The 21,230-nt window shown below is 63.0% G+C and carries 30 protein-coding genes and 1 pseudogene; 11 read left to right on the plus strand and 20 right to left on the minus strand.

Annotated features, from left to right (window positions below):
* A complete protein-coding gene (gene xdhC, locus ACMGE0_RS06025) occupies positions 1–834 on the plus strand; it encodes a xanthine dehydrogenase accessory protein XdhC (RefSeq protein ID WP_436814948.1) in 834 nt (277 codons plus the stop codon).
* 315 nt (positions 835–1,149) lie between these two features.
* Positions 1,150–2,076 carry a LysR substrate-binding domain-containing protein gene (locus tag ACMGE0_RS06030; RefSeq protein WP_436814949.1) on the plus strand — a complete coding sequence of 309 codons (927 nt, stop codon included), beginning with the start codon at positions 1,150–1,152 and terminating at the stop codon, positions 2,074–2,076.
* Positions 2,077–2,093: 17 nt separating this feature from the next.
* On the opposite strand, the gene ACMGE0_RS06035 is transcribed toward ACMGE0_RS06030, so the two are convergent.
* Positions 2,094–2,321 carry a hypothetical protein gene (locus ACMGE0_RS06035; RefSeq protein ID WP_436814950.1) on the minus strand — a complete coding sequence of 76 codons (228 nt, stop codon included), beginning with the start codon at positions 2,319–2,321 and terminating at the stop codon, positions 2,094–2,096.
* A gap of 115 nt (positions 2,322–2,436) precedes the next feature.
* On the opposite strand from ACMGE0_RS06035, the gene ACMGE0_RS06040 reads away from it, so the two are divergent.
* Positions 2,437–3,324, plus strand: coding sequence for a LysR substrate-binding domain-containing protein (locus ACMGE0_RS06040; RefSeq protein WP_436814951.1), 888 nt, complete (start codon positions 2,437–2,439; stop codon positions 3,322–3,324).
* Between the two features lie 66 nt (positions 3,325–3,390).
* Here the strand turns inward: ACMGE0_RS06040 and ACMGE0_RS06045 are convergent, their stop codons facing one another.
* On the minus strand, positions 3,391–3,750 hold the full coding sequence (locus ACMGE0_RS06045; protein WP_436815076.1) for a hypothetical protein: 360 nt from the start codon (positions 3,748–3,750) through the stop codon (positions 3,391–3,393).
* Positions 3,751–4,051: 301 nt separating this feature from the next.
* Here ACMGE0_RS06045 and puuD point away from each other — a divergent pair, with 301 nt between their 5' ends.
* Genes puuD through ACMGE0_RS06065 form a run of 4 tightly spaced genes read left to right on the plus strand, consistent with a single transcriptional unit; the run spans position 4,052 to position 7,321 of the window.
* Positions 4,052–5,278 (plus strand): urate hydroxylase PuuD, encoded by a 1,227-nt coding sequence (puuD, locus tag ACMGE0_RS06050; protein ID WP_436814952.1) that lies wholly within the window; start codon positions 4,052–4,054, stop codon positions 5,276–5,278.
* Positions 5,275–6,618 (plus strand): guanine deaminase, encoded by a 1,344-nt coding sequence (gene guaD, locus ACMGE0_RS06055; RefSeq protein ID WP_436814953.1) that lies wholly within the window; start codon positions 5,275–5,277, stop codon positions 6,616–6,618. The genes puuD and guaD overlap by 4 nt, the downstream gene beginning before the upstream one ends.
* A gap of 33 nt (positions 6,619–6,651) precedes the next feature.
* Positions 6,652–6,948, plus strand: coding sequence for a type II toxin-antitoxin system HigB family toxin (locus tag ACMGE0_RS06060; protein ID WP_436814954.1), 297 nt, complete (start codon positions 6,652–6,654; stop codon positions 6,946–6,948).
* The gene (locus ACMGE0_RS06065) at positions 6,941–7,321 is read left to right on the plus strand and encodes a helix-turn-helix domain-containing protein (protein WP_436814955.1); all 381 of its coding nucleotides are present in this window, start codon (positions 6,941–6,943) and stop codon (positions 7,319–7,321) included. Before ACMGE0_RS06060 ends, ACMGE0_RS06065 begins: the two co-directional genes overlap by 8 nt.
* Positions 7,322–7,351: 30 nt before the next feature.
* Here the strand turns inward: ACMGE0_RS06065 and ACMGE0_RS06070 are convergent, their stop codons facing one another.
* The gene (locus tag ACMGE0_RS06070) at positions 7,352–7,633 is read right to left on the minus strand and encodes a type II toxin-antitoxin system RelE family toxin (protein WP_436814956.1); all 282 of its coding nucleotides are present in this window, start codon (positions 7,631–7,633) and stop codon (positions 7,352–7,354) included.
* Positions 7,623–7,868, minus strand: coding sequence for a type II toxin-antitoxin system Phd/YefM family antitoxin (locus ACMGE0_RS06075; protein ID WP_436814957.1), 246 nt, complete (start codon positions 7,866–7,868; stop codon positions 7,623–7,625). Before ACMGE0_RS06075 ends, ACMGE0_RS06070 begins: the two co-directional genes overlap by 11 nt.
* A 307-nt stretch (positions 7,869–8,175) precedes the next feature.
* Here ACMGE0_RS06075 and ACMGE0_RS06080 point away from each other — a divergent pair, with 307 nt between their 5' ends.
* Positions 8,176–9,321: an alpha-hydroxy acid oxidase gene (locus ACMGE0_RS06080; RefSeq protein ID WP_436814958.1), complete on the plus strand. Its 1,146-nt coding sequence runs from the start codon at positions 8,176–8,178 to the stop codon at positions 9,319–9,321.
* A 21-nt stretch (positions 9,322–9,342) separates the two neighbouring features.
* Here the strand turns inward: ACMGE0_RS06080 and ACMGE0_RS06085 are convergent, their stop codons facing one another.
* Complete coding sequence (locus ACMGE0_RS06085; RefSeq protein ID WP_436814959.1) at positions 9,343–10,095, minus strand: hypothetical protein; 753 nt, start codon at positions 10,093–10,095, stop codon at positions 9,343–9,345.
* Between the two features lie 113 nt (positions 10,096–10,208).
* On the opposite strand from ACMGE0_RS06085, the pseudogene ACMGE0_RS06090 reads away from it, so the two are divergent.
* Together ACMGE0_RS06090 and ACMGE0_RS06095 are read left to right on the plus strand one after the other, a co-directional pair.
* Positions 10,209–10,398, plus strand: a pseudogene (locus tag ACMGE0_RS06090) (type II toxin-antitoxin system HicA family toxin).
* 2 nt (positions 10,399–10,400) lie between these two features.
* The gene (locus tag ACMGE0_RS06095) at positions 10,401–10,808 is read left to right on the plus strand and encodes a type II toxin-antitoxin system HicB family antitoxin (RefSeq protein ID WP_436814960.1); all 408 of its coding nucleotides are present in this window, start codon (positions 10,401–10,403) and stop codon (positions 10,806–10,808) included.
* On the opposite strand, the gene ACMGE0_RS06100 is transcribed toward ACMGE0_RS06095, so the two are convergent.
* From ACMGE0_RS06100 to ACMGE0_RS06170, 15 genes are all read right to left on the minus strand, one after another.
* Entirely contained in the window at positions 10,805–11,554 is a 750-nt protein-coding gene (locus ACMGE0_RS06100) for a metallophosphoesterase family protein (RefSeq protein WP_436814961.1), read from the minus strand. The genes ACMGE0_RS06095 and ACMGE0_RS06100 overlap by 4 nt on opposite strands.
* Positions 11,554–11,910 (minus strand): hydroxyisourate hydrolase, encoded by a 357-nt coding sequence (uraH, locus tag ACMGE0_RS06105; RefSeq protein WP_436814962.1) that lies wholly within the window; start codon positions 11,908–11,910, stop codon positions 11,554–11,556. Before uraH ends, ACMGE0_RS06100 begins: the two co-directional genes overlap by 1 nt.
* Positions 11,907–12,425: an ureidoglycolate lyase gene (locus tag ACMGE0_RS06110; RefSeq protein WP_436814963.1), complete on the minus strand. Its 519-nt coding sequence runs from the start codon at positions 12,423–12,425 to the stop codon at positions 11,907–11,909. Before ACMGE0_RS06110 ends, uraH begins: the two co-directional genes overlap by 4 nt.
* A gap of 10 nt (positions 12,426–12,435) precedes the next feature.
* Positions 12,436–12,798: a HepT-like ribonuclease domain-containing protein gene (locus ACMGE0_RS06115; RefSeq protein ID WP_436814964.1), complete on the minus strand. Its 363-nt coding sequence runs from the start codon at positions 12,796–12,798 to the stop codon at positions 12,436–12,438.
* Positions 12,795–13,088, minus strand: coding sequence for a nucleotidyltransferase family protein (locus ACMGE0_RS06120; RefSeq protein WP_436814965.1), 294 nt, complete (start codon positions 13,086–13,088; stop codon positions 12,795–12,797). Before ACMGE0_RS06120 ends, ACMGE0_RS06115 begins: the two co-directional genes overlap by 4 nt.
* A gap of 65 nt (positions 13,089–13,153) precedes the next feature.
* Complete coding sequence (locus ACMGE0_RS06125) at positions 13,154–13,438, minus strand: HepT-like ribonuclease domain-containing protein (protein WP_436814966.1); 285 nt, start codon at positions 13,436–13,438, stop codon at positions 13,154–13,156.
* A 56-nt stretch (positions 13,439–13,494) separates the two neighbouring features.
* The gene (locus ACMGE0_RS06130; RefSeq protein WP_436814967.1) at positions 13,495–13,785 is read right to left on the minus strand and encodes a nucleotidyltransferase family protein; all 291 of its coding nucleotides are present in this window, start codon (positions 13,783–13,785) and stop codon (positions 13,495–13,497) included.
* Between the two features lie 57 nt (positions 13,786–13,842).
* Positions 13,843–14,865 (minus strand): allantoicase, encoded by a 1,023-nt coding sequence (gene alc / locus ACMGE0_RS06135; RefSeq protein WP_436814968.1) that lies wholly within the window; start codon positions 14,863–14,865, stop codon positions 13,843–13,845.
* A complete protein-coding gene (gene uraD, locus ACMGE0_RS06140; protein WP_436814969.1) occupies positions 14,866–15,363 on the minus strand; it encodes a 2-oxo-4-hydroxy-4-carboxy-5-ureidoimidazoline decarboxylase in 498 nt (165 codons plus the stop codon).
* Positions 15,360–16,286: an allantoinase PuuE gene (gene puuE, locus ACMGE0_RS06145; RefSeq protein WP_436815077.1), complete on the minus strand. Its 927-nt coding sequence runs from the start codon at positions 16,284–16,286 to the stop codon at positions 15,360–15,362. The genes uraD and puuE overlap by 4 nt, the downstream gene beginning before the upstream one ends.
* A 70-nt stretch (positions 16,287–16,356) precedes the next feature.
* Complete coding sequence (locus ACMGE0_RS06150; protein WP_436814970.1) at positions 16,357–16,659, minus strand: AzlD family protein; 303 nt, start codon at positions 16,657–16,659, stop codon at positions 16,357–16,359.
* Positions 16,656–17,324, minus strand: a complete 669-nt coding sequence (locus tag ACMGE0_RS06155) for an AzlC family ABC transporter permease (protein ID WP_436815078.1) — start codon at positions 17,322–17,324, stop codon at positions 16,656–16,658. Before ACMGE0_RS06155 ends, ACMGE0_RS06150 begins: the two co-directional genes overlap by 4 nt.
* A gap of 153 nt (positions 17,325–17,477) precedes the next feature.
* Positions 17,478–18,335, minus strand: a complete 858-nt coding sequence (locus tag ACMGE0_RS06160) for an AraC family transcriptional regulator (RefSeq protein WP_436814971.1) — start codon at positions 18,333–18,335, stop codon at positions 17,478–17,480.
* Between the two features lie 109 nt (positions 18,336–18,444).
* The gene (locus ACMGE0_RS06165) at positions 18,445–19,152 is read right to left on the minus strand and encodes a DUF1045 domain-containing protein (protein WP_436814972.1); all 708 of its coding nucleotides are present in this window, start codon (positions 19,150–19,152) and stop codon (positions 18,445–18,447) included.
* A 122-nt stretch (positions 19,153–19,274) separates the two neighbouring features.
* On the minus strand, positions 19,275–20,462 hold the full coding sequence (locus tag ACMGE0_RS06170) for an NAD(P)/FAD-dependent oxidoreductase (RefSeq protein ID WP_436814973.1): 1,188 nt from the start codon (positions 20,460–20,462) through the stop codon (positions 19,275–19,277).
* Between ACMGE0_RS06170 and mnmC2 the strand changes: the two genes are divergently transcribed.
* Positions 20,461–21,204: a tRNA (5-methylaminomethyl-2-thiouridine)(34)-methyltransferase MnmC2 gene (gene mnmC2 / locus ACMGE0_RS06175; RefSeq protein ID WP_436814974.1), complete on the plus strand. Its 744-nt coding sequence runs from the start codon at positions 20,461–20,463 to the stop codon at positions 21,202–21,204. The two genes, ACMGE0_RS06170 and mnmC2, sit on opposite strands and share 2 nt — an antisense overlap.
* Positions 21,205–21,230: the final 26 nt, after the last annotated feature.

Here is a 21,230-nt window from a genome sequence, read left to right on the forward strand (position 1 = left end):
ATGCCTGACCTTCCCCTCCCCACCTTCCTCGCCGCCCACCCCCGCTCGATCCTCGTCGAGATCACGCAAGCCAAGGGCTCCACCCCGCGCGAGGCGGGAGCCTTCATGCTGGTGACGGAAAACGCCATCTGGGGCACGATCGGCGGCGGGCAGTTCGAATATATGGCGATCGACAATGCCCGCGCCATGCTCGCGGGCGGCGGCGAGAGCGTGATGGACATTCCGCTCGGGCCGGAGATCGGCCAGTGCTGCGGCGGACGCACGCTGCTGAATTTCCAGCTCATGACGTCGGCGCTGGCGGAGACGCTGGAAAGTCGGCTGAGGAGCGAAGAGGAAGACCGGCCTGCCATCTATCTTTTCGGCGCCGGCCATGTGGGCCGGGCGCTCTCAAGGGCGCTCGCCCCCCTGCCCTTCGCGGTCACCCTGATCGAGACGCGCGCCGAGGCGCTGGAAGACCTTCCCGCGGACGCGGAAAGGCACCTCACCGCCATGCCGGAATCCTTCGTGGAAAAGATTCCCGCGAACGGCGCGGCGATCATCCTCACCCACGACCATGCGCTGGATTTCATGATCGCAGGCCGGGCGCTGGCGCGGGCGGACCTCGCCTATGTCGGCATGATCGGCTCGGCCACCAAGCGCGCCACCTTTGCCCGCTGGCTGAAACGCGAAGGCGGCGACGACACGATGCTCTCGCGGCTCGTCCTGCCGATCGGCGGCGGCGCGGTGAAGGACAAGCGCCCGGCGGTGATCGCAGCACTTGTCGCCGCCGAATTGCTTGCCACCTATGCCGTGCGGCAGGAACAGCGGTCAAAGCGGCAGGTCCCGAGCGCCTGATCGGCGCCTTACCTTCCAGAACGCTTCGACGCGGCTTTCCGGCGCAGCTTCCGGAAGCCCGACATCACCGCGCAGATCGTCCGGCAGCATCGGGACCCGCGGCCGCGCGGGCCGGAGGAGACGGCGGAAAAACCGGAGAAGCCCGCGCCGGAAGAGGCCAGGACGCGCCGACTTCAACGGCATGGGAAAGGCGTTTGCGGACAGCATGATCGCTCCACATCGACAGGAAGGTTGAATGGATGCGGTGATGAATGCAGCCGATTGCCGGGAAATTCCAATTCAAATACAATCGGTCACGATCAAGAGAGCTTATCGATGAAATTATCGCGCCGGTTTCCGCTCCATGCGCTTCGGGTCTTCGAGGCGGTCGCCCGCCTGGAAAATTTCACCCGCGCGGCGGAAGAGCTCGGCATGACCCAGACGGCGGTGAGCTATCAGATCAAGCTTCTGGAGGATCATCTTGGCGACACGGTTTTCCTGCGCAAACCGCGGGCGCTGCAACTGACCGAAACCGGCCGGCGCCTGCTGCCCAAGGTGACGGAGGCGTTCACGCTGCTCGGCGACGCGGTGCAATCGGCCCGCAGCATCGCCGACGAAACCCTTGAGATCCATTCGCCGCCGACCTTCGCCTCCCATTGGCTCTCGCCGCGACTGGTCGCCTTCCAGGCGCAACATCCGCAGATCGCGGTCCGCCTCCTGCGCCAGATGGATGCCACCGACCAGCAGCGCACGGCGCCGGACGTCGCCATTCATATAGCCTCCGAGCCCCTGGACGGCATGATCTGCCATCCCATCCTGCGGCTCGAATACTCCCCGATGCTGGCGCCCCGGCTGGCGGAAAGCGCCGGCGGCATCCGGGAACCGGCGGACCTTTTGAGGCTGCCCTGGATTTCCGATACCAGAGGATGGTGGCGGGAGTGGTTCGAAGCGGCGGGGATCGATCCCGCGCCGATCAGGCGCACCACCCTCAACGCCCTCGGCGCGCTCGACCTGGAGGCGAAGGCCGCGATCGCGGGTCACGGTGTCGCCATGCTCAGTCCGTTTTTCTTCGGCGATGAGTTGGCGACGGAACGGCTCGTCCAGCCGTTCGATCTCTGCGTGGGCGACGGCAAGATCTATTGGCTCGTCTATCAGCCGGCGCGCCGCAACGCGCCGAAGATCAAGGCGTTCCACGTCTGGCTCCAGTCGGCTCTCGCCCAGGATCCGGCGATGAAGGCGGTCGAGACGCCACCCGCCGCGTAAGGCGCCCACGGTGGCGCTTAAAGATTCCGCTGCGAATAGATGAGCCGGGCGGCGCGGAAGGCGCCCTCGTCGGATGACCCGCGCCGGTCGCGGCCGTCCATCAGGCCGATGTCGCGCTGCCAGGATTCCGGCATTTCCTCGAGATCGAGACCATTCCGGCGCACCGCCAGCCGGCGGCGGATCATGTCCGCAAAAGCGAACCCCGGCAGAAGCCGTTCGAAGGTGAGGTTGAGAGTCGAAAACATCTCCTGTCTCCTCGGGATACCCCGTTTTCATTTGATCGATGTAGGGGTAATTTGCGCCTTCAAATGGCTGTAATCCAATCGAATTACCGCCACCATGGATCAAGAGAGCTTATCTATGAAGATGTCGAGGCAATTCCCGCTGAATGCGCTGCGCGTGTTCGAATCCGCCGCCAGGCAGATGAGTTTCACCAGGGCGGGAGAGGAACTGGGGCTGACCCAGACGGCGGTGAGCTATCAGATCAAACTGCTTGAGGACACGATCGGCGAACAGCTCTTCCTGCGCCGGCCACGGCAGGTTTCGCTCACCGACGCGGGCGAGCGCCTGGCGCCGAAGATCACCGAGGCCTTTTCGATCATCACCGAGGCGGTCACCAATCTCAGCGACACGTCGGAAGGCACGCTGATCATCCATTCGACGGCGACCTTCGCCTCCCGCTGGCTGGCGCGTTATCTCGGAACGTTCCAACTGGAGAATCCGGGGATCGCGGTGAGGCTTGAGACCTCGCAGGAGGTCATCGACTTTTCACGAACCGAAGCCGACGTGGCGATCCGCACCGGCAAGGGGGAATGGCCGGGGCTGCGCGCCCATTTCCTGATGAAGAGCCATTTCACGCCGATGCTGAGCCCTGACCTTGCGGCGACGGTCGGCGGCGTGAAAACGCCTGAAGATATTCTGAAGCTCCGGATCATCGATCCCGGCGATCCGTGGTGGCGCATCTGGTTTACGGCAGCGGGCATGCCGGACGTGGACCTCGGCGGGCGTCCGAGCAGCAAATTCGGCGTTCAGGCTTTCGAGGCGGCGGCGGCCATTGCCGGCCAGGGCGTCGCCATTCTGAGGCCCGAATTCTATGCCGACGATGTGGCGCTCGGGCGATTGATCCAGCCGTTCGACCTATTGAGCGACGACGGCACCGATTATTGGCTCGTTTACCCCGAAGCCCGCAGGAATTCCAGGAAGATCCGGGCCTTCCGCGATTTCCTGCTCAAGACCATACCGAACTAGTCAGCCAGTTTTCTGTCCGCCGCACTTCCGGACGGAAAACCGCCTACCGGTTTCCGATCACCGTTTTCAATAGCTCATGTCCGGCGCGTAGAAGCAGCGGAGCGTATCTTCGGTCGGATAAAGGCAGAGGTGATATTCCTCGTCCTGGCTGCGGCGCGCCTGGCTTTGCGGCAAGGTGAAATGGTGCGGGCGGGTGATCAGCCTGTGATCGCCTGGACCGAGGGAAATTTCGTAGCCGCCCTTGGTGACCTTGACGTTTTTCGTCGAGATCATCTGGCAGTCGCCGGAATGGTTGTCGCCGTTGCAGCAGAAACCATCGTATTTCCATGTGACGCCGGTCGGGCTATGGGCCTCATGGGCCGCCGCCGGACCGATATTCATGCAAGACGCAAACGCAATCACCACACCTGTCAGAATACCACGCATGAGCTTAGTCTCCGTTGATGATGCCACCCCCGGCGAGCTTTCACGCAATACCCGGATTTCACCGGTTTGACTTGCATCTGTCATCATACGTGAGTCGCCTTAGCCGGCTAACCCCAATTATTGCAATGCACAAGTAAGAACATTCTACATTGGTGAAGTTGGAGGATCACGCGCAGGTGAACTCGAAGGCTTCATGATCGGTTCCGTCAGGGGAACAAAAATGTACCCAGCGATAATCCCTTTCCTCTTGTGATTTTTTTTCGCAGAGTGACGAGTCGGGGGGCAAAAAGGGGAAGATTGAATGTATGAATATGCCGTCGCCTGGGAATGGCTGAGTCTCGCCGCCCGCTGGTTCCATGTCATCACCGGGATCGCCTGGATCGGCTCGTCCTTCTATTTCATCGCGCTCGATCTCGGGCTCGTGAAGCGTCCGCATCTGCCGCCTGGCGTCCATGGCGAGGAATGGCAGGTGCACGGCGGCGGCTTCTACCATGTCCAGAAATACCTGGTGGCGCCGGCCGAGATGCCCGAGCACCTCACCTGGTTCAAATACGAGAGCTATTTCACCTGGATTTCCGGTTTCCTGATGCTCTGCATCGTCTATTACGGCGGCGCGGACCTCTTCCTGATCGACCGGACCGTGCTGGACCTCACTCCCTGGCAGGCGATCGGCATTTCGGTCGCGTCGCTGGCGCTCGGCTGGGTGATCTACGACCAGCTCTGCAAGTCGCCGATCGGCAGGAACACCTGGGGCCTGATGATCGTGCTCTACATCGTGCTGGTCGCCATGGCTTGGGGCTACACGCAGGTCTTTTCCGGCCGCGCCGCCTTCCTGCATCTCGGCGCGTTTACCGCGACGATCATGTCGGCCAATGTCTTCTTCATCATCATCCCCAACCAGAAGGTGGTGGTGGCGGACCTGATCGCCGGCCGCACGCCGGACCCGAAATACGGCGTCATCGCCAAGCAGCGCTCGCTGCACAACAACTACCTGACGCTGCCCGTGATCTTCTTCATGCTGTCCAACCACTATCCGCTGGCCTTCGCGACCTATTTCAACTGGGTGATCGCAGCCCTCGTCTTCCTGATGGGCGTGACGATCAGGCACTGGTTCAACACGACGCATGCGCGGAAGGGCCGGCCCACCTGGACGTGGCTCGCGACCGTCATCCTCTTCATCGTCATCATCTGGCTCTCGACCGTGCCGAAGGTGCTGACCGGCGAGACGGAGACTTCCATGACGCCGATCCAGCAGAAATTCGCGAGCAACGCCCATTTCGGCGCGGCGCGGGATGTGATCCAGGCGCGCTGTTCCATGTGCCACGCGGCCGAGCCCGTCTATGAAGGCGTCATTTTCACGCCGAAATCGGTAAAGCTGGAGACCGACCGGGAGATTGCCGCGCATGCGCGGGAAATCTATATCCAGGCGGGTCTGAGCCACGCCATGCCGCCCGGCAATGTCACCGGCATTTCGCCGGAGGAGCGCAGGCTCATCACGGCCTGGTATGAAAGCGCGATATCCGAATGACCGAAAAACTGATCCCCAATAAGCTGATCAGGGGACGGCTCCTCTCCTTCAAACGGGCGCCGCTCGGCCTGACCGATACGGACAGCTACAGCTATGAGCACGACGGTGGGCTGCTGTTGGCGGATGGCAAGATCGTCGCGGCCGGCGACTATGCGGCGGTGAGGGCCGAGGCGCCGGAAGAGATCGAGGAGATCGACCACCGGCCGCATCTGATCCTGCCGGGCTTCATCGATATGCACCTGCATTTTCCGCAGATGCAGGTGATCGCGTCCTATGCCGCCGACCTTCTGGAATGGCTGAACACCTATACCTTCCCGGAGGAATGCCGCTTCGTCGAAAGCGAGCATGCGGCCCGCATCGCGACACATTTCTACGACGAGCTCCTGCGCCACGGCACGACGACGGCGGTCGCCTATTGCTCCGTCCACAAGACATCCGCCGATGCCTTCTTCGCCGAAGCCTTGAAGCGCGGCATGTGCATGGTCGGCGGCAAGGTGATGATGGACCGCAACGCGCCGCAGGGCCTGCTCGATACGCCCGAGATGGGCTATGACGAGACGCGCCAGGTCATTGCCGACTGGCACGGCAAAGGGCGCAACCACGTGGCGATCACCCCGCGCTTCGCCATCACCTCGACGCCGGCGCAGATGAAGGCCGCCCAGGCGCTGGCGGAGGAGTTTCCGGACCTCTTCATCCAGACGCATCTTTCCGAGAACCACGAGGAGATCCGCTACACGCTGGAACTCTATCCGCAGGCGAAGGACTACACGGACATATACGCCCATTACGGACTGCTGGGGCCGAAGACGCTGCTCGGCCACGCGATCCATCTCTCCGAGCGTGAGGCGGACACACTCTCGGAAGCCGGCGCCGTCGCCGTCCACTGCCCGACCTCCAATCTCTTCCTGGGCTCCGGTCTCTTTCCGATGAAGGCGCTGATGCGGCGGGAAAAGCCGGTGCGCGTCGCGGTGGCGACCGATATCGGCGGCGGCTCCGCCTATTCGATGCTGAAGACGATGGACGAGGCCTACAAGATCCAGCAGCTTTTGGGCGAGCGGCTGAACCCGCTCGAAAGTTTTTACCTGATGACCCGCGGCAATGCCGAGGCGCTCTCCATGACAGGCAGTATCGGCACGCTGGAGCCCGGCACCGACGCCGACGTCGTGGTGCTGAACGCCGCCGCAACGCCGGCGATGAAGCTGCGCATGGAAACCGTGAAGACCTTGGCCGAAGAGCTCTTCCTGCTGCAGACCATGGGCGACGACCGCGCCGTGGTGGAGACTTATGTGGCGGGGGAAGCGATGAAAGACCGATTGCTTGCACCCGATTCGGGAGCATGATAGCCTTCCATGAGAATAATAGCCCGGCGGACATTGAAACTTTTCGCCGAAAGCCCTAATGGCCGGAAAGGCGGACCTGCTCTGAAAGCGGCGCTTGACTCGTGGTTTCATGAAGTCAGCAAGGCTGAATGGAGATCTTCCGCTGACATCAAGCGACGCTATGCGCATGCGAGCATCGTCAACGCAGAGCGTGTCGTGTTCAACATCAAGGGGAACGATTATCGGCTGATCACGGCAGTGGATTTCAAGCGATCGATCGTCTGGATCAAATGGATCGGCACGCACCGCGATTACGATAACATCGACGCCGCAACGGTGGACCATGATTGAGTTGAAACCTATTCGCACAGAAGCAGATTACGAGGAAGCCATGGCGCTCCTCGGAACTCTCTGGGACGCCGAGAGCGGAACCCCGGAAGGAGATCGGCTGGATGTGCTGGCGACGTTGATCGAAGCCTATGAGAGCGCCAATTATCCGGTCGACTTGCCCGATCCGATCGACGCGATCCTCTTCCGCATGGAGCAGCAGGGCCTGTCGCGCAAGGACATGGAGCCGATACTCGGCAGCCGTGGCCGGGTTGCGGAAATCCTCAACCGCAAGCGTCCCCTCTCGCTTGAGATGATCCGTCGGCTGCACAGCGAGCTGGGCATTCCGGCGGAGGTGCTGATTCAACCCGTTCGTTCGCAGAAGGATGCAGCCTGATCCCCCGACAAGCTTGCGCTGCTGGCCACTTCAACGTTTCTTCGCAACCTTGTAGATCTCGGAACGCTCACGCTTGCCGACGGCGACGACGACAACCGTGATCCTCTCGTCCTCCACGCGATAGACCAGCCGATATCCGGCCGAGCGAAGCTTGATTTTATAATGATCGGGCATCCCTTGGAGCGCGTCCGCCTGCACGCGCGGACGCGACAGCCTCTCCGCCAGCTTCTTCTTGAATTGCTCCCTGAGCGTCGCGCCGAGCTTATCCCATTCCTTGCGTGCGGATGGCAGGAATTCCAGCCTATAGGTCATCGAGATTGACCGGCACGCCCTTTTCTCCTGCCCGTGTCTTGGCGATCTCGACGAGCGTCTGGTCGTCGAGGGCATCGATCATCGCTTCGTAAGTGCTGGCAGGCACCATATAGGCCATGACCCGATTGTGATTGAGAATGGCAACGGGCGCGCCCGTAGCACTTTCGACGATGCCTGTCGGGTTCTTCTTCAGATCGGAGACGCTGACGGCGACCTCAGCTTCGATGCGTTGCATAGCGCGCTTCCATGAGACTGAATTTTGAACGGTTTCCGGTACTGATTTGAGCGCTAAATAACATACCTTTCAAGGCGAGTCGATGAAGCCACCTGCGCTGACCGAGCCCCGTCTCGAAACCGATGTGATGGAACCCCCACTCCCGCGACGAGTTGGGCTCATCCTGCTGCTTGTCGCATCGCCCGTTAGGGGCAGCCCCGACGCCCGAACCCGCCTTCCAAAAACACCGGCTTAAGCGGATGAATCCGCTGGCGATATGCCTTGGATGTGGTAGTTCTCCGACAACATTCCGGAGGAAAACGATACGATGTCCAAGCCGCTGACCATTGCCGACCTGAAGACCCTTGCACGGCGTCGTGTGCCGAAAATGTTCTTCGACTATGCCGACAGCGGCGCCTGGACCGAAGGAACCTACCGCGCGAACGAGGAAGACTTTTCCAGGATCAAGCTGCGGCAGCGCGTGCTGGTCGACATGACCAACCGCTCGCTGGAAACCACGATGATCGGCGAGAAGACCGCCATGCCCGTGGCGCTCGCGCCGACCGGCATGACCGGCATGCAGCATGCCGACGGCGAGATGCTCGCGGCAAAGGCCGCCGAGGAATTCGGCGTTCCCTTCACGCTCTCGACCATGAGCATCTGCTCGATCGAGGACGTCGCCTCGGTGACGACCAAGCCCTTCTGGTTCCAGCTCTACGTGATGAAGGACCGCGGCTTCATCGAGCGGCTGATCGGCCGCGCCAAGGCGGCGAAATGCTCGGCCCTCGTCGTCACCGCCGACCTGCAGATCCTCGGCCAGCGCCACAAGGACATCCGCAACGGCCTGTCGGCGCCGCCGAAATGGACGCTGAACAGCGCCATGCAGCTCGTCAGCCGGCCCCGCTGGTGCCTGGAAATGCTCGGCACCAGGCGCCGCGGCTTCGGCAATATCGTCGGCCATGCGAGCAACGTCTCCGACCTTTCCTCGCTCGGCGCCTGGACGGCCGAGCAGTTCGACCCGAGGCTTTCCTGGGACGACATCCGCTGGATCAAGGACCTCTGGGGCGGCAAGATGATCATCAAGGGCATTCTGGATGAGGAGGATGCGCGCGCCGCAGCCGATACCGGCGCCGACGCGATCATCGTCTCCAACCACGGCGGACGTCAGCTCGACGGCGCGCCCTCCTCGATCAGCATGCTGCCGAAGATCGTCGAAGCCGTCGGCGACCGGATCGAGGTGCATCTGGACGGCGGCATCCGCTCCGGCCAGGACGTCTTGAAGGCGGTGGCGCTCGGCGCCCGCGGCACCCATATCGGCCGGCCCTTCCTCTATGGCCTCGGCGCGATGGGCAAGGATGGTGTCACGACGGCTTTGGAAATCATCCGCAACGAGCTCGACATCACCATGGCGCTCTGCGGCAAGCGGGACATCCAGACGATCGACCGCAACATTCTCGCGAACGTGCCGTTCTGACTTCGGCGCTGGGTGAGCGGCTTAGCACCAGCCGCCTTTCGCTCCCGGTTTGCGCGCAAGACCTTCGCGAACGAGAACATCCGACAGCGAGATGCCGTTCCGCGTCACCTGCCTGAGCTTGTGGCCGTCGATTTCCGCGTCGTTGCCCTGCCAGGTAGTGAGTTCGAACGGCCCGGAATCGAGGAAGGCTCGCACGCGCAGTTCCGCATCGCTCGCCTTGATCCGCTCCTCCTCGCAGGCAGGTTTCTTGATATTCGGCACCTCGATGCCGACGAGGCGGATTTTCTGGCCGTGGAAGACGAAACGGTCGGCGGCGACGACGCAATCGTCCTGCTTGGCCGAACCGCAGAGAAAGAATTTCGCCTGGTAGGCGCCGGCGAGCCGTTCATCCGTTTTCGGCGTTTCGGGCGGTTTTGAAACCTCGTTCGCGATCGGCTTGCCGATAGGCGCCGGCGGGATGATCGCAGCGGTATGGCTCTGGTCCGGCTGCATCGCCGGCTTCGGCGTCACCGGACGGCGGGAGGCGGAGGCCACGGGCTTCGGCGGAACCGGCCTGTCGGGAGCGGATGTCGGCTTCGCAGCAACCTGCACCGGCTTTCCGGCCGTGAGGCCCGCCACGAAACGGCGCGCGGCGGCCGAATTGTCGTGGAGCGCAATACCGCCGCCGATCACGCCGAGCATAGCGAGCCAGGGCCAGAGCGACGAATTGGAGCCGCCCGACGCCCGCTTGCCGCTCTTGCGCCGTGAGCGTGATTTTCCGCGCGATTGGGCCATGGGAATCTCTCCTGTCGAATCGAGGAGAAGTATCCGACCCAAGGATTTCCGAAAGGTTTCCTTGGGCGCGCATCGAACTTGATGTTGTGTATTGATGTGTATAGACTTTAACGATGAAAAGCGCCGAGGTAATCGCGCTGCTGCGCAAGGATGGCTGGATCGAAGTGGGCCAAAAAGGCAGCCACGTTTCAATTCAGGCATCCTCACAAGCCAGGGCGCGTTACCGTTCCACACCCGAAGCGCGATATTCCGCTCGGCACGTTGCGCAGCATGGAGAAGCAGGCCGGGCTGAAATTGAGGTGACAATGAACAACTATATCGGCCTTATCCATAAGGAAGCGGACAGCGATTACGGCGTCTCTTTCCCGGACTTCCCCGGCGTCGTGACGGCTGGCTCGACGCTGGACGAAGCCCGCCGGATGGCCGAGGAAGCGCTCGCCTTTCATGTGGAAGGCATGGTCGAGGATGGCGGGACCATTCCCGAGCCGACAAGCCTGGAAAGCGTGATGGCAGACCCTGACAACCGCGACGCGGTAGCGTTCCTTGTAAGCTTGAAGACGAAAACGGCGAAGGCCGTGCGCATCAACATCACGCTGCCGGAAGATATCCTGCAGCGGATCGACAGCTTTGCGGAGGCGAACGGCCTCTCCCGCTCCGGTTTTCTGGCGCGTGCCGCGTCGCACGAGATCGAGCGGAACACGGCGCCCAACTAGCCAACCCTGCCCGTCGCCAGCGCCGTCGCCCAGTCGGTCCGGCCGTTTTCGGCCGCAAGCCGCGACATCGCCATGTGATCATAGGCCACGTGGCGGAACTGAGGCACCCAGCCCTTCCCCGTCTTTTCAAGCACCGCATAGCAAGCCATCGCATGACCCGTCTCAACCTTGTGGAGGACCGGCTGGTCGTCGTCGTAGGCCGGGCAGCCGACGCTTCCGGGATTGACGATCAGCCGCCCGTCGGAAAGCTGCACGGCCCGCGGAATATGGCTGTGGCCGCACAGGATCAGCGGCTGCTCTATGCGCTCCGCCATAGCCTCGATTTCCTCCTGCGGCCTCAGGCACACATGCCCTTCGGGAGAAACCTTCTCCAGCCAATAGAGATTGTCGTCCATGGGCGTCGCATGGCAGACAAAGACGTCGTCGCGATAGACCATGCTGAAGGGCAGCTTGCGCAGCCAGTCGAAATGCCGGGGCGCGAGTTGCCGATGGGCATGCGCATCGGAGGCACCGAGAGCGGCGACCGGCATTTCGAGAAGGTAGCGATCGTGATTGCCGCGCACCGTCTGGGTCCCCTCCATGTCGAGAAGCAGCATGAGATCGGCGGCACGACCGGCATCCAGAGGGCCGCTGAAGCAATCGCCGAGATTGACGATGTCGCGGATGCCGAGCGCGGCGATGTCGGCCAGCACCGCTTCCAGCGCTGCGCAGTTTCCATGCACGTCTGCGATGGCGGCAAAACGCATCAGCTTCCCCGGTAGGTGGAATACCCATAGGGCGAAAGGAGCAGCGGCACGTGGTAATGCGCGGTGACATCCGAAATGCCGAAGCGGATCGGGATTGTGTCGAGGAAAGCGGGTTCGGTGAGTTTGATGCCTCGGGCGCGAAGATAATCCCCGGCATGGAAGACCAGCTCGTATTCGCCGACGGCAAAGGCCTCGCCGATCAGGATCGGGCCGCCATCCACACGCCCGTCGCTGTTGGTGACGACGGATTTGATCTTCTCCCGCCTGTCGCCCGCCAGCCGGTAGAGATCGATTGTCAGGCCCTGCGCGGGCGTGCCGCTCGCCGTGTCCAGGACATGGGTGGTGAGGCCTGTCATGGGCGGGGCTCCGCGATGAAGTAAGGTTTCTCGAAAAAGAACTCCTCGTAGTTTTCCGACGGGTTGTCCCTGTCCACCACGAGGAAGTCGCTGACGGCACCGAGCGCCATCAGGGGATGGTGCCAGACATCGGGAAAATAGTTGACGCCCTGGTGCGGCTGGACAAGGAAGACCTTGGGCTTGCCGGGCCTGCCCTCTTCATCCTCCGAGACGGCGGCCAGGAACGGACGGCCTGAAAGGGGCGTAAAGCTCTGGCTTGCGAAGGGATGCCGCTCCATCATGGTGACGGCATAGGGAAACTGCCTCGGCTGGCTGCGGAAGATGTTGAAGATCAGGCGGACCGGTTCGCCGACGACGACGGGCTCCGCCAATGCATGGTAGCGTTCCGTCGTGCCGCCGTTGATCAGCCGCATGGTCGAAGGATCGGCCTCGATGACATCGCCATAGGGCGCGAAGGCTTGCCTGCTTAACGGCAGGATTTCGAGATATTCGGTCACGTCATTCCCTTTGGTCATTCGCCCCCCGTCATTCGCCTTGAGCATGCCAGTTGTGAAGGGAATCGAGTTGGGAAACGAGTGCCGGTAGGGATTTCTTCACAGTCTCCAGCACGATCGGTAGTTCAAGCTCATAGTAGTCGTGAACGACGAAGTTCCGCATGCCTTTTATCTGCGACCACGGTATTTCCGGGTGATCGACAGGAAAATCTGGATAGTTCGCCATGATCCTCGAAGCGGCCTCGCCGATCAGGACTAGCGCCATCCCGACCGCCATCTGCGTTCGCATGTCGCCCAGAAATGCTTCGTTCGACATGTCGGCCGCAAATTCCTGGGCCTTGAGCGCGGCAGAACGCATCTGGTCGAGATACTCTTTCAAACGGTCGGCCGTCATATGATCCTTGCTTCTGAAAGAACGCGGTCACGAATGGGGGCAGGAAGACCGCCTTCCGTCAACAGATCGACCTTGATGCCGCCGAACATCTGCTCCAGCTCGTATTGCAGGCCACCGAGCGTAAAAAGTGTCGATCCGGGAAGCGCATCGACGAGGATGTCAATATCGCTGTCCGGGCCGTCCTCGCCGCGGGCGACGGAACCGAAGACGCGCGGGTTCGCCGCGTTGAAGCGCTTCGTCGCTTCGCGGATCGCTTCCCGGTTCTTCTCCAAGACTTCGGACGGTCTCATGGCGGCGTCACTCCTGATGCCGTCAATATAGGCGACGGAACGTATCGGGGAAAGAAGCGGCTTCCTCAGCTTCGGATCGAATCGAGCTGACGCACCAACTCCGGTATATTTGTCGTAACCGTACGCCAGACGGTGTCGATATCGACTTCAAAATACTGATGTGCAATGCGATTTCGCATGTTCCGGATATCCCGCCAGGGAATTTCCGGATGTTCGACGGCGAAATCCGGAAATCGCTCCATGATCTTCGTCACGCACTCGCCGATCGCCATGATATTCGCGATGACTGCATCCTGCTTTATTTCGTCACGGACGAATGCGTCCCGGTCCATGCCTGCGACGTAGCGCATGGCCTTGCTTCCCGCGACGATCATCCGATCGAGATAGGCTTCGAGGCGCTCCACACTCATATAGCGGCAGCTTCCGCAATAATGCGTTCACGCACTTTCGGCGGGAAATCGCCGGGGACCTTCACGTCGACCGGTACTCCAAGCGCCTCCTCCAGATCGCCCTGAAGCCCGCCGAGCGTAACAAGCGATGTCGTGGGCGATGGATCGACCAAAATATCCAGGTCGCTATCCGGCCTGTCCTCCCCGCGCAGCACGGAGCCATAGACACGGGGATTGGAGACCTGCCGGCGGGCGGCGATCTCCCGGATAATCTCCCGGTTCTTCTCCAAGACTTCGGACGGTCTCATGGCGGCGTCACTCCTGATGCCGTCAATATAGGCGACGGAACGTCGTGAGGAAAGAACTCACGCCTTGGTACCATAGAGCCGCAGGCGCATGGTGCCGCCGTCGGGATGCATGGCATAGCGCACATGGGTGACGGGGCCGATATCGGCGACGGTGCCGGCACCGTATTCGTGGACATGGTCCATCTCAAGCTTCTGGCGCGGCAGGATCGGTTTCCAGCCCTCCGACGCGGCGATCTCGGCCTCGGTCAGCGTATCGCCGAGCTCCGGCAGATAGGCGCCGAGCAGCTCGCAGGTGTCCGGGAAATTGCCCTTGAAGAAATGCGTGTCCACGACGACGCGCTTGATCGTGCCCGGACGGCCGAGGCGGATCACCGCCCAGTCGTGGCCCGGCCCGCGGCGGCGTTTCGTCTCCCAGCCGTCGCCCATGTTGAGGCCGCGGCCCGGCCCCAGCATCTTGTCCGGATGGCCGTAATGGGCGTCCGACCAGGCGAGCGCCTTGGCGCCGTGGAAGATATAGGCAAGATCGATCTCCTCGCCCGGGCCGACCTTCTCCCAGTCGAAATGCGCCGAGCCGTAGACGCGCAGGCGCGCGATGCCGCCGTCCGGATAGATGTGCAGGCGAAGATGCGTCCAGACCTTCTCCTTCCCCGCATTCTCGAAGAAGTGGTGCGCGCCGGGTCCGAGTGCCGACTTGCCGAGGATTTCCGTCCATGGGGTGGCGTCGGTCGGGTCGCCGTTTTCGACGAACGCGGCCTCGATCGAGCAATGGGGCGGATAGTTGCCGGTGAAATAGCTGGTATCGACGTCGAAGCCGAAGATGCGGCCGGGCATGGCGAGTTTGACCACCGAAAAGTCATGGCCGGGCACGCGCTTGCGGCGGCTTTCCCAGCCGTCCATGTATTTGCCGTTGTCGTCGTAAAGATCCGGGTCGAAGCTCGCCGGCGCATCGTTGAGCATGCGTTCGAGCGGCGCGAAGAACTCGTCGGTCGCATAGAGGCCCCTGGCGCCGAGGCGCGCCGACGCGAGGTTGATCGCGCCGATCGCGAAGGATGGCAGGGTGTTGTCGGTCGTCTCGGTCATTCAATTCTCCGGAAGCATGGATTGCAGGCGCAGAAGCGCGATTCTTTCAACCTGGGCCGTGGCGGTCTCGAACTCCTCCTCGGCACTGTTATCGATGCGCTTTTCGAAGGCGGTCAGGATGTCTTGCCTGTCGAGCCCCTTCACGGCGATGATGAAGGGAAAGCCGAATTTTTCGGTATAGGCGGTGTTGAGTTCGGTAAAACGGGCATGTTCGGCTGGCGTGAGGCGGTCGAGCCCGGCGCCGGCCTGCTCTTGTCTGCTGTCTTCGGTGAGCGCGCCCGCGATCGCGAGCTTGCCGGCGAGGTCCGGATGGGCGCGCAGCACGCCGAGCCGCTCTTCCCGGCTCGCCTTGCGGAAGATCGAAGTGAGCGCGGCATGCACGCCCTTTGCCGTCAGGGGCACGAAGACGAGGCCCGCATCATAGGCGCGCTCGGCGATGAACGGCGAATGTTCGAACACGCCGCCGAACTTTTCGATGAAATCGGCCCGCGCGCTCAAAGCTCACCCGCCGGCTTGTGATGCTCGTGCCAATGGTTGGCGATCTCGATGCGGCGCGGCACCCAGACCTTGTCGTGGGAGAGCACGTATTCCATGAAACGGCGCAGCGCCGCCACGCGGCCCGGACGCCCGACGAGGCGGCAGTGAAGGCCGACCGACATCATCTTCGGACTGCCCTCCTTGCCCTCCTGATAGAGCGTGTCGAAGGCGTCCTTCAAATAGTTGAAGAACTGGTCGCCGGCATTGAACCCCTGCGGCGTCGCGAACCGCATGTCGTTGGTTTCAAGCGTGTAAGGGATGATCAGGAATGGTTTGCGATCCAGCCCCGGCACCCAATAGGGCAGATCGTCCGCGTAACTGTCGGAGGAATAGAGGAAACCGCCCTCCTCCATGACGAGGCGCAGCGTGTTGTCGGACGGCTTGCCCTGATACATGCCGTAGGGTCGCTCGCCGACGAGCTCGGCATGCAGCCGCACGGCCTCCCGGATGTGCTCGCGCTCCTTCTCCTCCGGAAAATCCTTGTATTCCAGCCAGCGGTAGCCGTGGCTGGCGATCTCCCAGCCCGCTTCCTTCATGGCGGCGACGGCTTCCGGGTTGCGGGCCATGGCAAGCGTCACGCCATAGACGGTCGCCTGGACTTTCAGCTCGGTGAACAGGCGCCACAACCGCCAGAAGCCGGCGCGCGAGCCGTATTCGTAGATCGACTCCATATTGAGGTTGCGCTGGCCCTGCCAGGGCGCGGCCCCGACGATTTCCGACAGCAGGCATTCCGAGGCCGGATCGCCGTCGAGAATGCAGCTCTCGCCACCTTCCTCGTAGTTGATCACGAACTGGACGGCGACATGGGCGCCGCCCGGCCATTTGGGATCGGGGGTAGAACGGCCGTAGCCGATCAGGTCGCGCGGATAATCTTGTCCCTGCATCATTTCACCTCGAACATTCGCAGCGACGGTAGCGCACCCTTTCCGCGAATGTCGAGATAGAAACGTGGACTTACATGCCGAGCGCACGGAGGAAGGCCACGCAGGCGACGCCGAGTGCCACGGAAACGAGCATCGGCAGGCGAAGTGCCGCAAAAGCAGTCATCGCGCAGGCGATTGTTTCGGCAATGCCGGCGGCAAAGGCGGTCGGCGCGACGACGGCCATCAGGACGGCGGGCGGGATCGATTCGATCGCCTTGCGGCGGCTGCCTTCGAGCGAGACGTAGCGGATGAGGAAGAGGCCGCCGACGCGGGTCAGCATCGTGGCGGCCGCCATGGCGAGGATGGCGAGAAGGGTCGCGAAATCGACGCTCATGACGCCGCCTCGACGCTGTGGCGACCGCCGGTGGCGACGGCGGCGAGAAGGCCGGCGACGGCGCCCGCCGCGATGTACCAGACGCCCGGCACGAAATGCTGCGTGAGGACGGCGGCCGCGCCGCTGGCGATGAGCACGGCGCCGGTTTCCGGTCCCTTCCAGAAGCCCATGACCAGCACGATGAAGACAGCCGGAAAGGCGAAGTCGAGCCCGAGCACGACAGGATCGCCGAGAAAGGCGCCGAGGGCGGCGCCCGCGATACCCGACAGAGTCCAGGCGAGATAAAAGGGGACGACCAGACCGGAGAACCAGGCAGGGGTCAATTTCGCCACCTTTGCGCGGAACTCGGCCATCGCCCAGATCTCGTCGGCGAGGAAGAGCATGGAAAGGTAGCGCGAGCCCGGACCGAAGGCCTGCATCCTCGTGCCGAGCGACGCGCTCATCAGCACGTGGCGGATGTTGACGAGCAGCGCGGCGAAACCGACGCCCGCCCAGGATGCCGGATGCGTCCAGATGTCCATCGCCACGAATTGCGAGCCGCCTGCAAAGACCAGCGCGCTCATCAGGCCCGCTTCGGCCGGCGTGAGGCCCTTGGTGGCCGCCACCGCGCCGAACACGAGGCCGATCGGGATCACAGCGGCGATTAGCGGCGCGATCGCCCGCATGCCGTCGAGGAATTCCCGAAATCTTGCATTGTCATTCACGTCGAAAACCTCCGTTGGGAGCGGAGGTGATAAAGCGTCGGCAAGGGGCCGTCTTGAACGAAAGTGATGCATGCAGCCACGCGCAAGACGACCGTCACCGACCGGAGACAGCCATTATCGCGCCCGGTACTGCCCTGGCGTCAGGCCCGTGCGCGCCTTGAAATGGCGGGTGAAATGCGCCTGGTCGGCAAAGCCGCATTCAAGCGCGATCTCCGCCGGCAGGCCGCCTTCGCGCAGCCGCTTGCGCGCCATCCTGATGCGGATGTCGGTCAGGAAGGAATGCGGCGTGATGTGGAATTCCTTGCGGAAGGCGCGGATGAGATGGGCGCGGCTGAGCCCCGCGACGGCGGCGAGTTCTTCCAGTCCGACATCGGTGGCATAGTGCTCGATCAGATAGTCGCGCGCCCGGCGGACCGCGGACCGCTCCGCCGAGTCGGTGGGGATGATGATCGAGCTGCCGTGCCGGCGGAACATGGCGTCCAGCACCAGGAACATGGCTTGGCTCGTCTCCAGCGCGCCGGACCCCTCCTCCAGCGTGCGATGCGCCTCGTGAAAGGCGCCGGCGAGTTTCCGGTCATGGAGGATCTGCCTGCCGAAGGCCGGCGTGCCGTGGAACGGCTTGCCCGTGACGTCTTCGAGAATCTCGCGGAGGAGCGACAGGTCCGGATAGATCATCCGGTAACGGTAGCCGCCGCCCGAGGGTGCGCCGTCATGGGTTTCGCCGGGATTGATGAGGTAGAGATCGCCCGGCCCGGAAGCCTCGCGCGCGCCGCGGATCGTCGCCACCTGACTGCCGCTTTCGATCGCGCCGATGCTGAACGTGTCATGCGCGTGCGGGGCGAATTCGTGGGTCAGGAAGGTGGCCGTCAGGCACTCCATGCCGCCGAAACGGCTGTCGCGCCAGAAGCGCGTGGTTTCCGCCTGCGCCAGCGGCATGTGATCGGCAGCCTGTTCCTGGGAGATGTTCTGCATCTCGCCGGTATAGCATTTTCGTGCGCTGCCTTCTTGAACAAAAGTGATCGCCAGCTTTTACGCATGCCGTCGCCCCGAAACCCACTTTCGGGCGGCATGCGTTGGAAGTTCACGCGATCTTCCGCGCGGCCACCCGGCCCATGGGATGCAGGGAATGCACCTGGAAGGGCGCGCCGGGCTCCTGTTCCACGAAAAGCGCCAGATTGGCGACATCCACCGGCTTCCTGAGATAGGGATCGAAATATTCCCTGAGCGCCAGTTCGAAACGCGGCATCTCGACGGCGGAGAGCGGCCCCGTCAGCGTCATGTGGAAGCGGAATTCGTCCATCACGTAAGGATTGCCCCAGCGGTGGAGATTGGCGAATTGCGGCGCGGAGAGATCGCCGGGATCGCTCCGCTCCAGCTCGGCTTCCGTGAGCGGCGCACGGAAGGCATCGAATTCCTGCACCACGGAAGCGGCGAGGAAACGCATCGCCTCGCAGGGAATGACGGTCGCAAGGCCGAAGAAATTGCCGAGCCGCACGACTTCCAGCTTCGGCAGTTCGAACGGATCGTGGGCGCCGGCAAACCGCATCAGATGCCGCAGCAGCATGGGTTCGGTGACGTCGGGCGCGAGACGGAACGGCGCCTTCAGCGTCGCATGGAAACCGTTGCGGCGCGGCAGCGCGGTATTGAAAGCGATGTCGTGAATGCCGATGCCGCGGATCGCGGGAGGCTCCATGGCTTCGCCGGAAAAGGCGTTGCGGCCGAGCCATTGGGCCGCCGCAAGCGTCAGCGGGTCATGAGCCGGGGGCGTGAAATGAATGGCATAGCGCATGCGTCACCTTCTCGTGCTTCCCTTCCCGGCCCTGATGTTTTACGCATTGCTCAACAATCCCTGCGCAGGGGGTTAAGTGATTTGCGTGACAGATTGACGACGGAGGGTTGAGCAATTCGCGCTTAACGCGAAGCGACGGACAGGTGATTTTCCAGCGTGAATGACGCCGGAAGCCGCATTTCATCGGATTTTACGGCGGCAAGCGCCGCGTCCGCCAGTCTGTGGGCGAGCCCAAAGCTGACTTTGAAACCACCCGTGAGGGCAATCACTTGCGGGTGATCGGGATGCGGTCCGACCATCGGGTCGCGGTCGATCGCCTTGGGACGCAGGCCCGCCCAGCGTTCGACGACCGGCGCATTCCTCAACGCCGGCACGAGCGCCCCGGCACGGGCGATGAGATCCTCGAGCCGGAAGTCGGTCGAAAAGGCATCCTCGAAAGCATCCTCGCTGGTGCTGCCGACTGCGACGTGGCCGCCCTCATGGGCGACGACGTAAAGCCCGTTCAGGAAGATCACCGGCAGCGAGGGATCGGTATCGGCCCTGAGCAGCGCCGCCTGCCCCTTCACCGGCTGGCCGATCGGACGCGGCAGGGACGGCGAGATGGCTTCCAGCAGCGGAAAGGAACGATGACCTGCCGCGACGATCGCATGGCCGAAGGCGATGCTTTCCCCGCTCCGGAAAACGATCCTGTTGCTCGCAGGCTCGATCCGCTCCGCTTCGAGGCCTTCGATGATCCGGACATGCCTGGACGAACGCAGGAAGGCGGCGAGCGCCGAGACGAGGCTCCGGGGCGAAACCCGAGCGGCAAAGGTGTCGTGTACGAGGCCGGCACCGGCAAAAGAGGCATCGGGCCAGCCGCCTTGCGGCGGGCGGTCGACGACATGCCAGTGGAAACGGCGGCCGCCCTGCCGCCAATGGGTTTCGGCGTCGGCCGAATGGCGAAGCGCGATCGTTCGCAAATGCGGCTTCGGCAGCGGGATCAGCCGGCCGGAGCGGCGGTAGCCGCAGGCGATGCCGGTCGCCGCCTCGATGTCGGCGATCTCGTCTTCCAATGACAGAAGGGCTTCGAACTGGAACTGCTTCTTGTCGTTCCACTTGTCCGGCATGTGCGGCATCAGCGCGCCGAGCAGGCCGCCGCTCGCCCCCTGCCCCAACGGGCCTGAATCGACGAGCACCGTCCCGATGCCGAGGCGCTCCGCCTTGACCGCCGCCCAGAGGCCCATGATGCCGCCGCCGAGGATGACGAGATCGGCCCGCGCGGGAGAACCCGATTGACCCCCGGGGCGGGCAGGATTATCCGCATGTCCCATGAGCGACCGTGATCCCGACATTCTTGCAACCGCCGGCCAGATGCCGGACCGCCAGCCTCTCGACTGGCACGACGGCGATATGCCCTATTCGCAAAAGTTTGGCGATCACTTTTATTGCCGGACCGACGGACGGCTGGAGTGCGGCCATGTCTTTCTGGCCGGCAACGGCCTGCCTGAACGGTGGTCACCGGCCGGAGACCCGAAAGAACGCGGCTTCCGGATCGGCGAACTCGGCTTCGGCACCGGACTGAACTTCTGCGAGACCTGGCGGCAATGGAAACTCCGCCGCAAGCCTGGCGCGCGGCTGCATTTCATGTCTTTCGAACTCTACCCGATGAGACGCGACGAAATCGGCCGGGCGCTCTCCCGCTGGCCGGAGATCGATGCGGAACGCAAGGCGCTGACGGCGGCATGGCCGGACGATCCTGCCGGCAGGATCGACCTCGATATGGACGATCAGACGCGGCTGACAGTCGTGTGCGGCCCGGCGCTGGAGGGCGTCGCGAACGCGGACCCCGGTTTCGACGCCTGGTTCCTCGACGGTTTCGCGCCGTCGCGCAATCCGGACATGTGGTCGCCCGAGCTGATGCAGGCGATTTACGAGACAACCGTGCCGGGCGGCACGTTCGCCACCTATGCCGCCGCCGGCTTCGTGCGCCGCAACCTTCAGGCCGCGGGCTTCACGGTCGAGCGCCGCCCCGGCTTCGCGGGAAAACGCGAGATGTTGTGCGGGGAGAAATGATCTTCCCGCCGGCGGAGCCTTCCTTC

This window comes from Neorhizobium descurainiae, from assembly GCF_051400715.1.
Lineage (GTDB): Bacteria > Pseudomonadota > Alphaproteobacteria > Rhizobiales > Rhizobiaceae > Neorhizobium.

Bases quoted from the DNA above. Each gene is read 5' to 3' on its own strand.
- xdhC (WP_436814948.1), top strand. From the start codon at position 1: ATGCCTGACCTTCCCCTCCCCACCTTCCTCGCCGCCCACCCCCGCTCG.
- ACMGE0_RS06030 (WP_436814949.1), top strand. From the start codon at position 1,150: ATGAAATTATCGCGCCGGTTTCCGCTCCATGCGCTTCGGGTCTTCGAG.
- ACMGE0_RS06035 (WP_436814950.1), bottom strand. From the start codon at position 2,321: ATGTTTTCGACTCTCAACCTCACCTTCGAACGGCTTCTGCCGGGGTTC.
- ACMGE0_RS06040 (WP_436814951.1), top strand. From the start codon at position 2,437: ATGAAGATGTCGAGGCAATTCCCGCTGAATGCGCTGCGCGTGTTCGAA.
- ACMGE0_RS06045 (WP_436815076.1), bottom strand. From the start codon at position 3,750: ATGCGTGGTATTCTGACAGGTGTGGTGATTGCGTTTGCGTCTTGCATG.
- puuD (WP_436814952.1), top strand. From the start codon at position 4,052: ATGTATGAATATGCCGTCGCCTGGGAATGGCTGAGTCTCGCCGCCCGC.
- guaD (WP_436814953.1), top strand. From the start codon at position 5,275: ATGACCGAAAAACTGATCCCCAATAAGCTGATCAGGGGACGGCTCCTC.
- ACMGE0_RS06065 (WP_436814955.1), top strand. From the start codon at position 6,941: ATGATTGAGTTGAAACCTATTCGCACAGAAGCAGATTACGAGGAAGCC.
- ACMGE0_RS06070 (WP_436814956.1), bottom strand. From the start codon at position 7,633: ATGACCTATAGGCTGGAATTCCTGCCATCCGCACGCAAGGAATGGGAT.
- ACMGE0_RS06075 (WP_436814957.1), bottom strand. From the start codon at position 7,868: ATGCAACGCATCGAAGCTGAGGTCGCCGTCAGCGTCTCCGATCTGAAG.
- ACMGE0_RS06080 (WP_436814958.1), top strand. From the start codon at position 8,176: ATGTCCAAGCCGCTGACCATTGCCGACCTGAAGACCCTTGCACGGCGT.
- ACMGE0_RS06085 (WP_436814959.1), bottom strand. From the start codon at position 10,095: ATGGCCCAATCGCGCGGAAAATCACGCTCACGGCGCAAGAGCGGCAAG.
- ACMGE0_RS06095 (WP_436814960.1), top strand. From the start codon at position 10,401: ATGAACAACTATATCGGCCTTATCCATAAGGAAGCGGACAGCGATTAC.
- ACMGE0_RS06100 (WP_436814961.1), bottom strand. From the start codon at position 11,554: ATGCGTTTTGCCGCCATCGCAGACGTGCATGGAAACTGCGCAGCGCTG.
- uraH (WP_436814962.1), bottom strand. From the start codon at position 11,910: ATGACAGGCCTCACCACCCATGTCCTGGACACGGCGAGCGGCACGCCC.
- ACMGE0_RS06110 (WP_436814963.1), bottom strand. From the start codon at position 12,425: ATGACCAAAGGGAATGACGTGACCGAATATCTCGAAATCCTGCCGTTA.
- ACMGE0_RS06115 (WP_436814964.1), bottom strand. From the start codon at position 12,798: ATGACGGCCGACCGTTTGAAAGAGTATCTCGACCAGATGCGTTCTGCC.
- ACMGE0_RS06120 (WP_436814965.1), bottom strand. From the start codon at position 13,088: ATGAGACCGTCCGAAGTCTTGGAGAAGAACCGGGAAGCGATCCGCGAA.
- ACMGE0_RS06125 (WP_436814966.1), bottom strand. From the start codon at position 13,438: ATGCGCTACGTCGCAGGCATGGACCGGGACGCATTCGTCCGTGACGAA.
- ACMGE0_RS06130 (WP_436814967.1), bottom strand. From the start codon at position 13,785: ATGAGACCGTCCGAAGTCTTGGAGAAGAACCGGGAGATTATCCGGGAG.
- alc (WP_436814968.1), bottom strand. From the start codon at position 14,865: ATGACCGAGACGACCGACAACACCCTGCCATCCTTCGCGATCGGCGCG.
- puuE (WP_436815077.1), bottom strand. From the start codon at position 16,286: ATGCAGGGACAAGATTATCCGCGCGACCTGATCGGCTACGGCCGTTCT.
- ACMGE0_RS06150 (WP_436814970.1), bottom strand. From the start codon at position 16,659: ATGAGCGTCGATTTCGCGACCCTTCTCGCCATCCTCGCCATGGCGGCC.
- ACMGE0_RS06155 (WP_436815078.1), bottom strand. From the start codon at position 17,324: ATGCGGGCGATCGCGCCGCTAATCGCCGCTGTGATCCCGATCGGCCTC.
- ACMGE0_RS06160 (WP_436814971.1), bottom strand. From the start codon at position 18,335: ATGCAGAACATCTCCCAGGAACAGGCTGCCGATCACATGCCGCTGGCG.
- ACMGE0_RS06165 (WP_436814972.1), bottom strand. From the start codon at position 19,152: ATGCGCTATGCCATTCATTTCACGCCCCCGGCTCATGACCCGCTGACG.
- mnmC2 (WP_436814974.1), top strand. From the start codon at position 20,461: ATGAGCGACCGTGATCCCGACATTCTTGCAACCGCCGGCCAGATGCCG.
- ACMGE0_RS06170 (WP_436814973.1), bottom strand. From the start codon at position 20,462: ATGGGACATGCGGATAATCCTGCCCGCCCCGGGGGTCAATCGGGTTCT.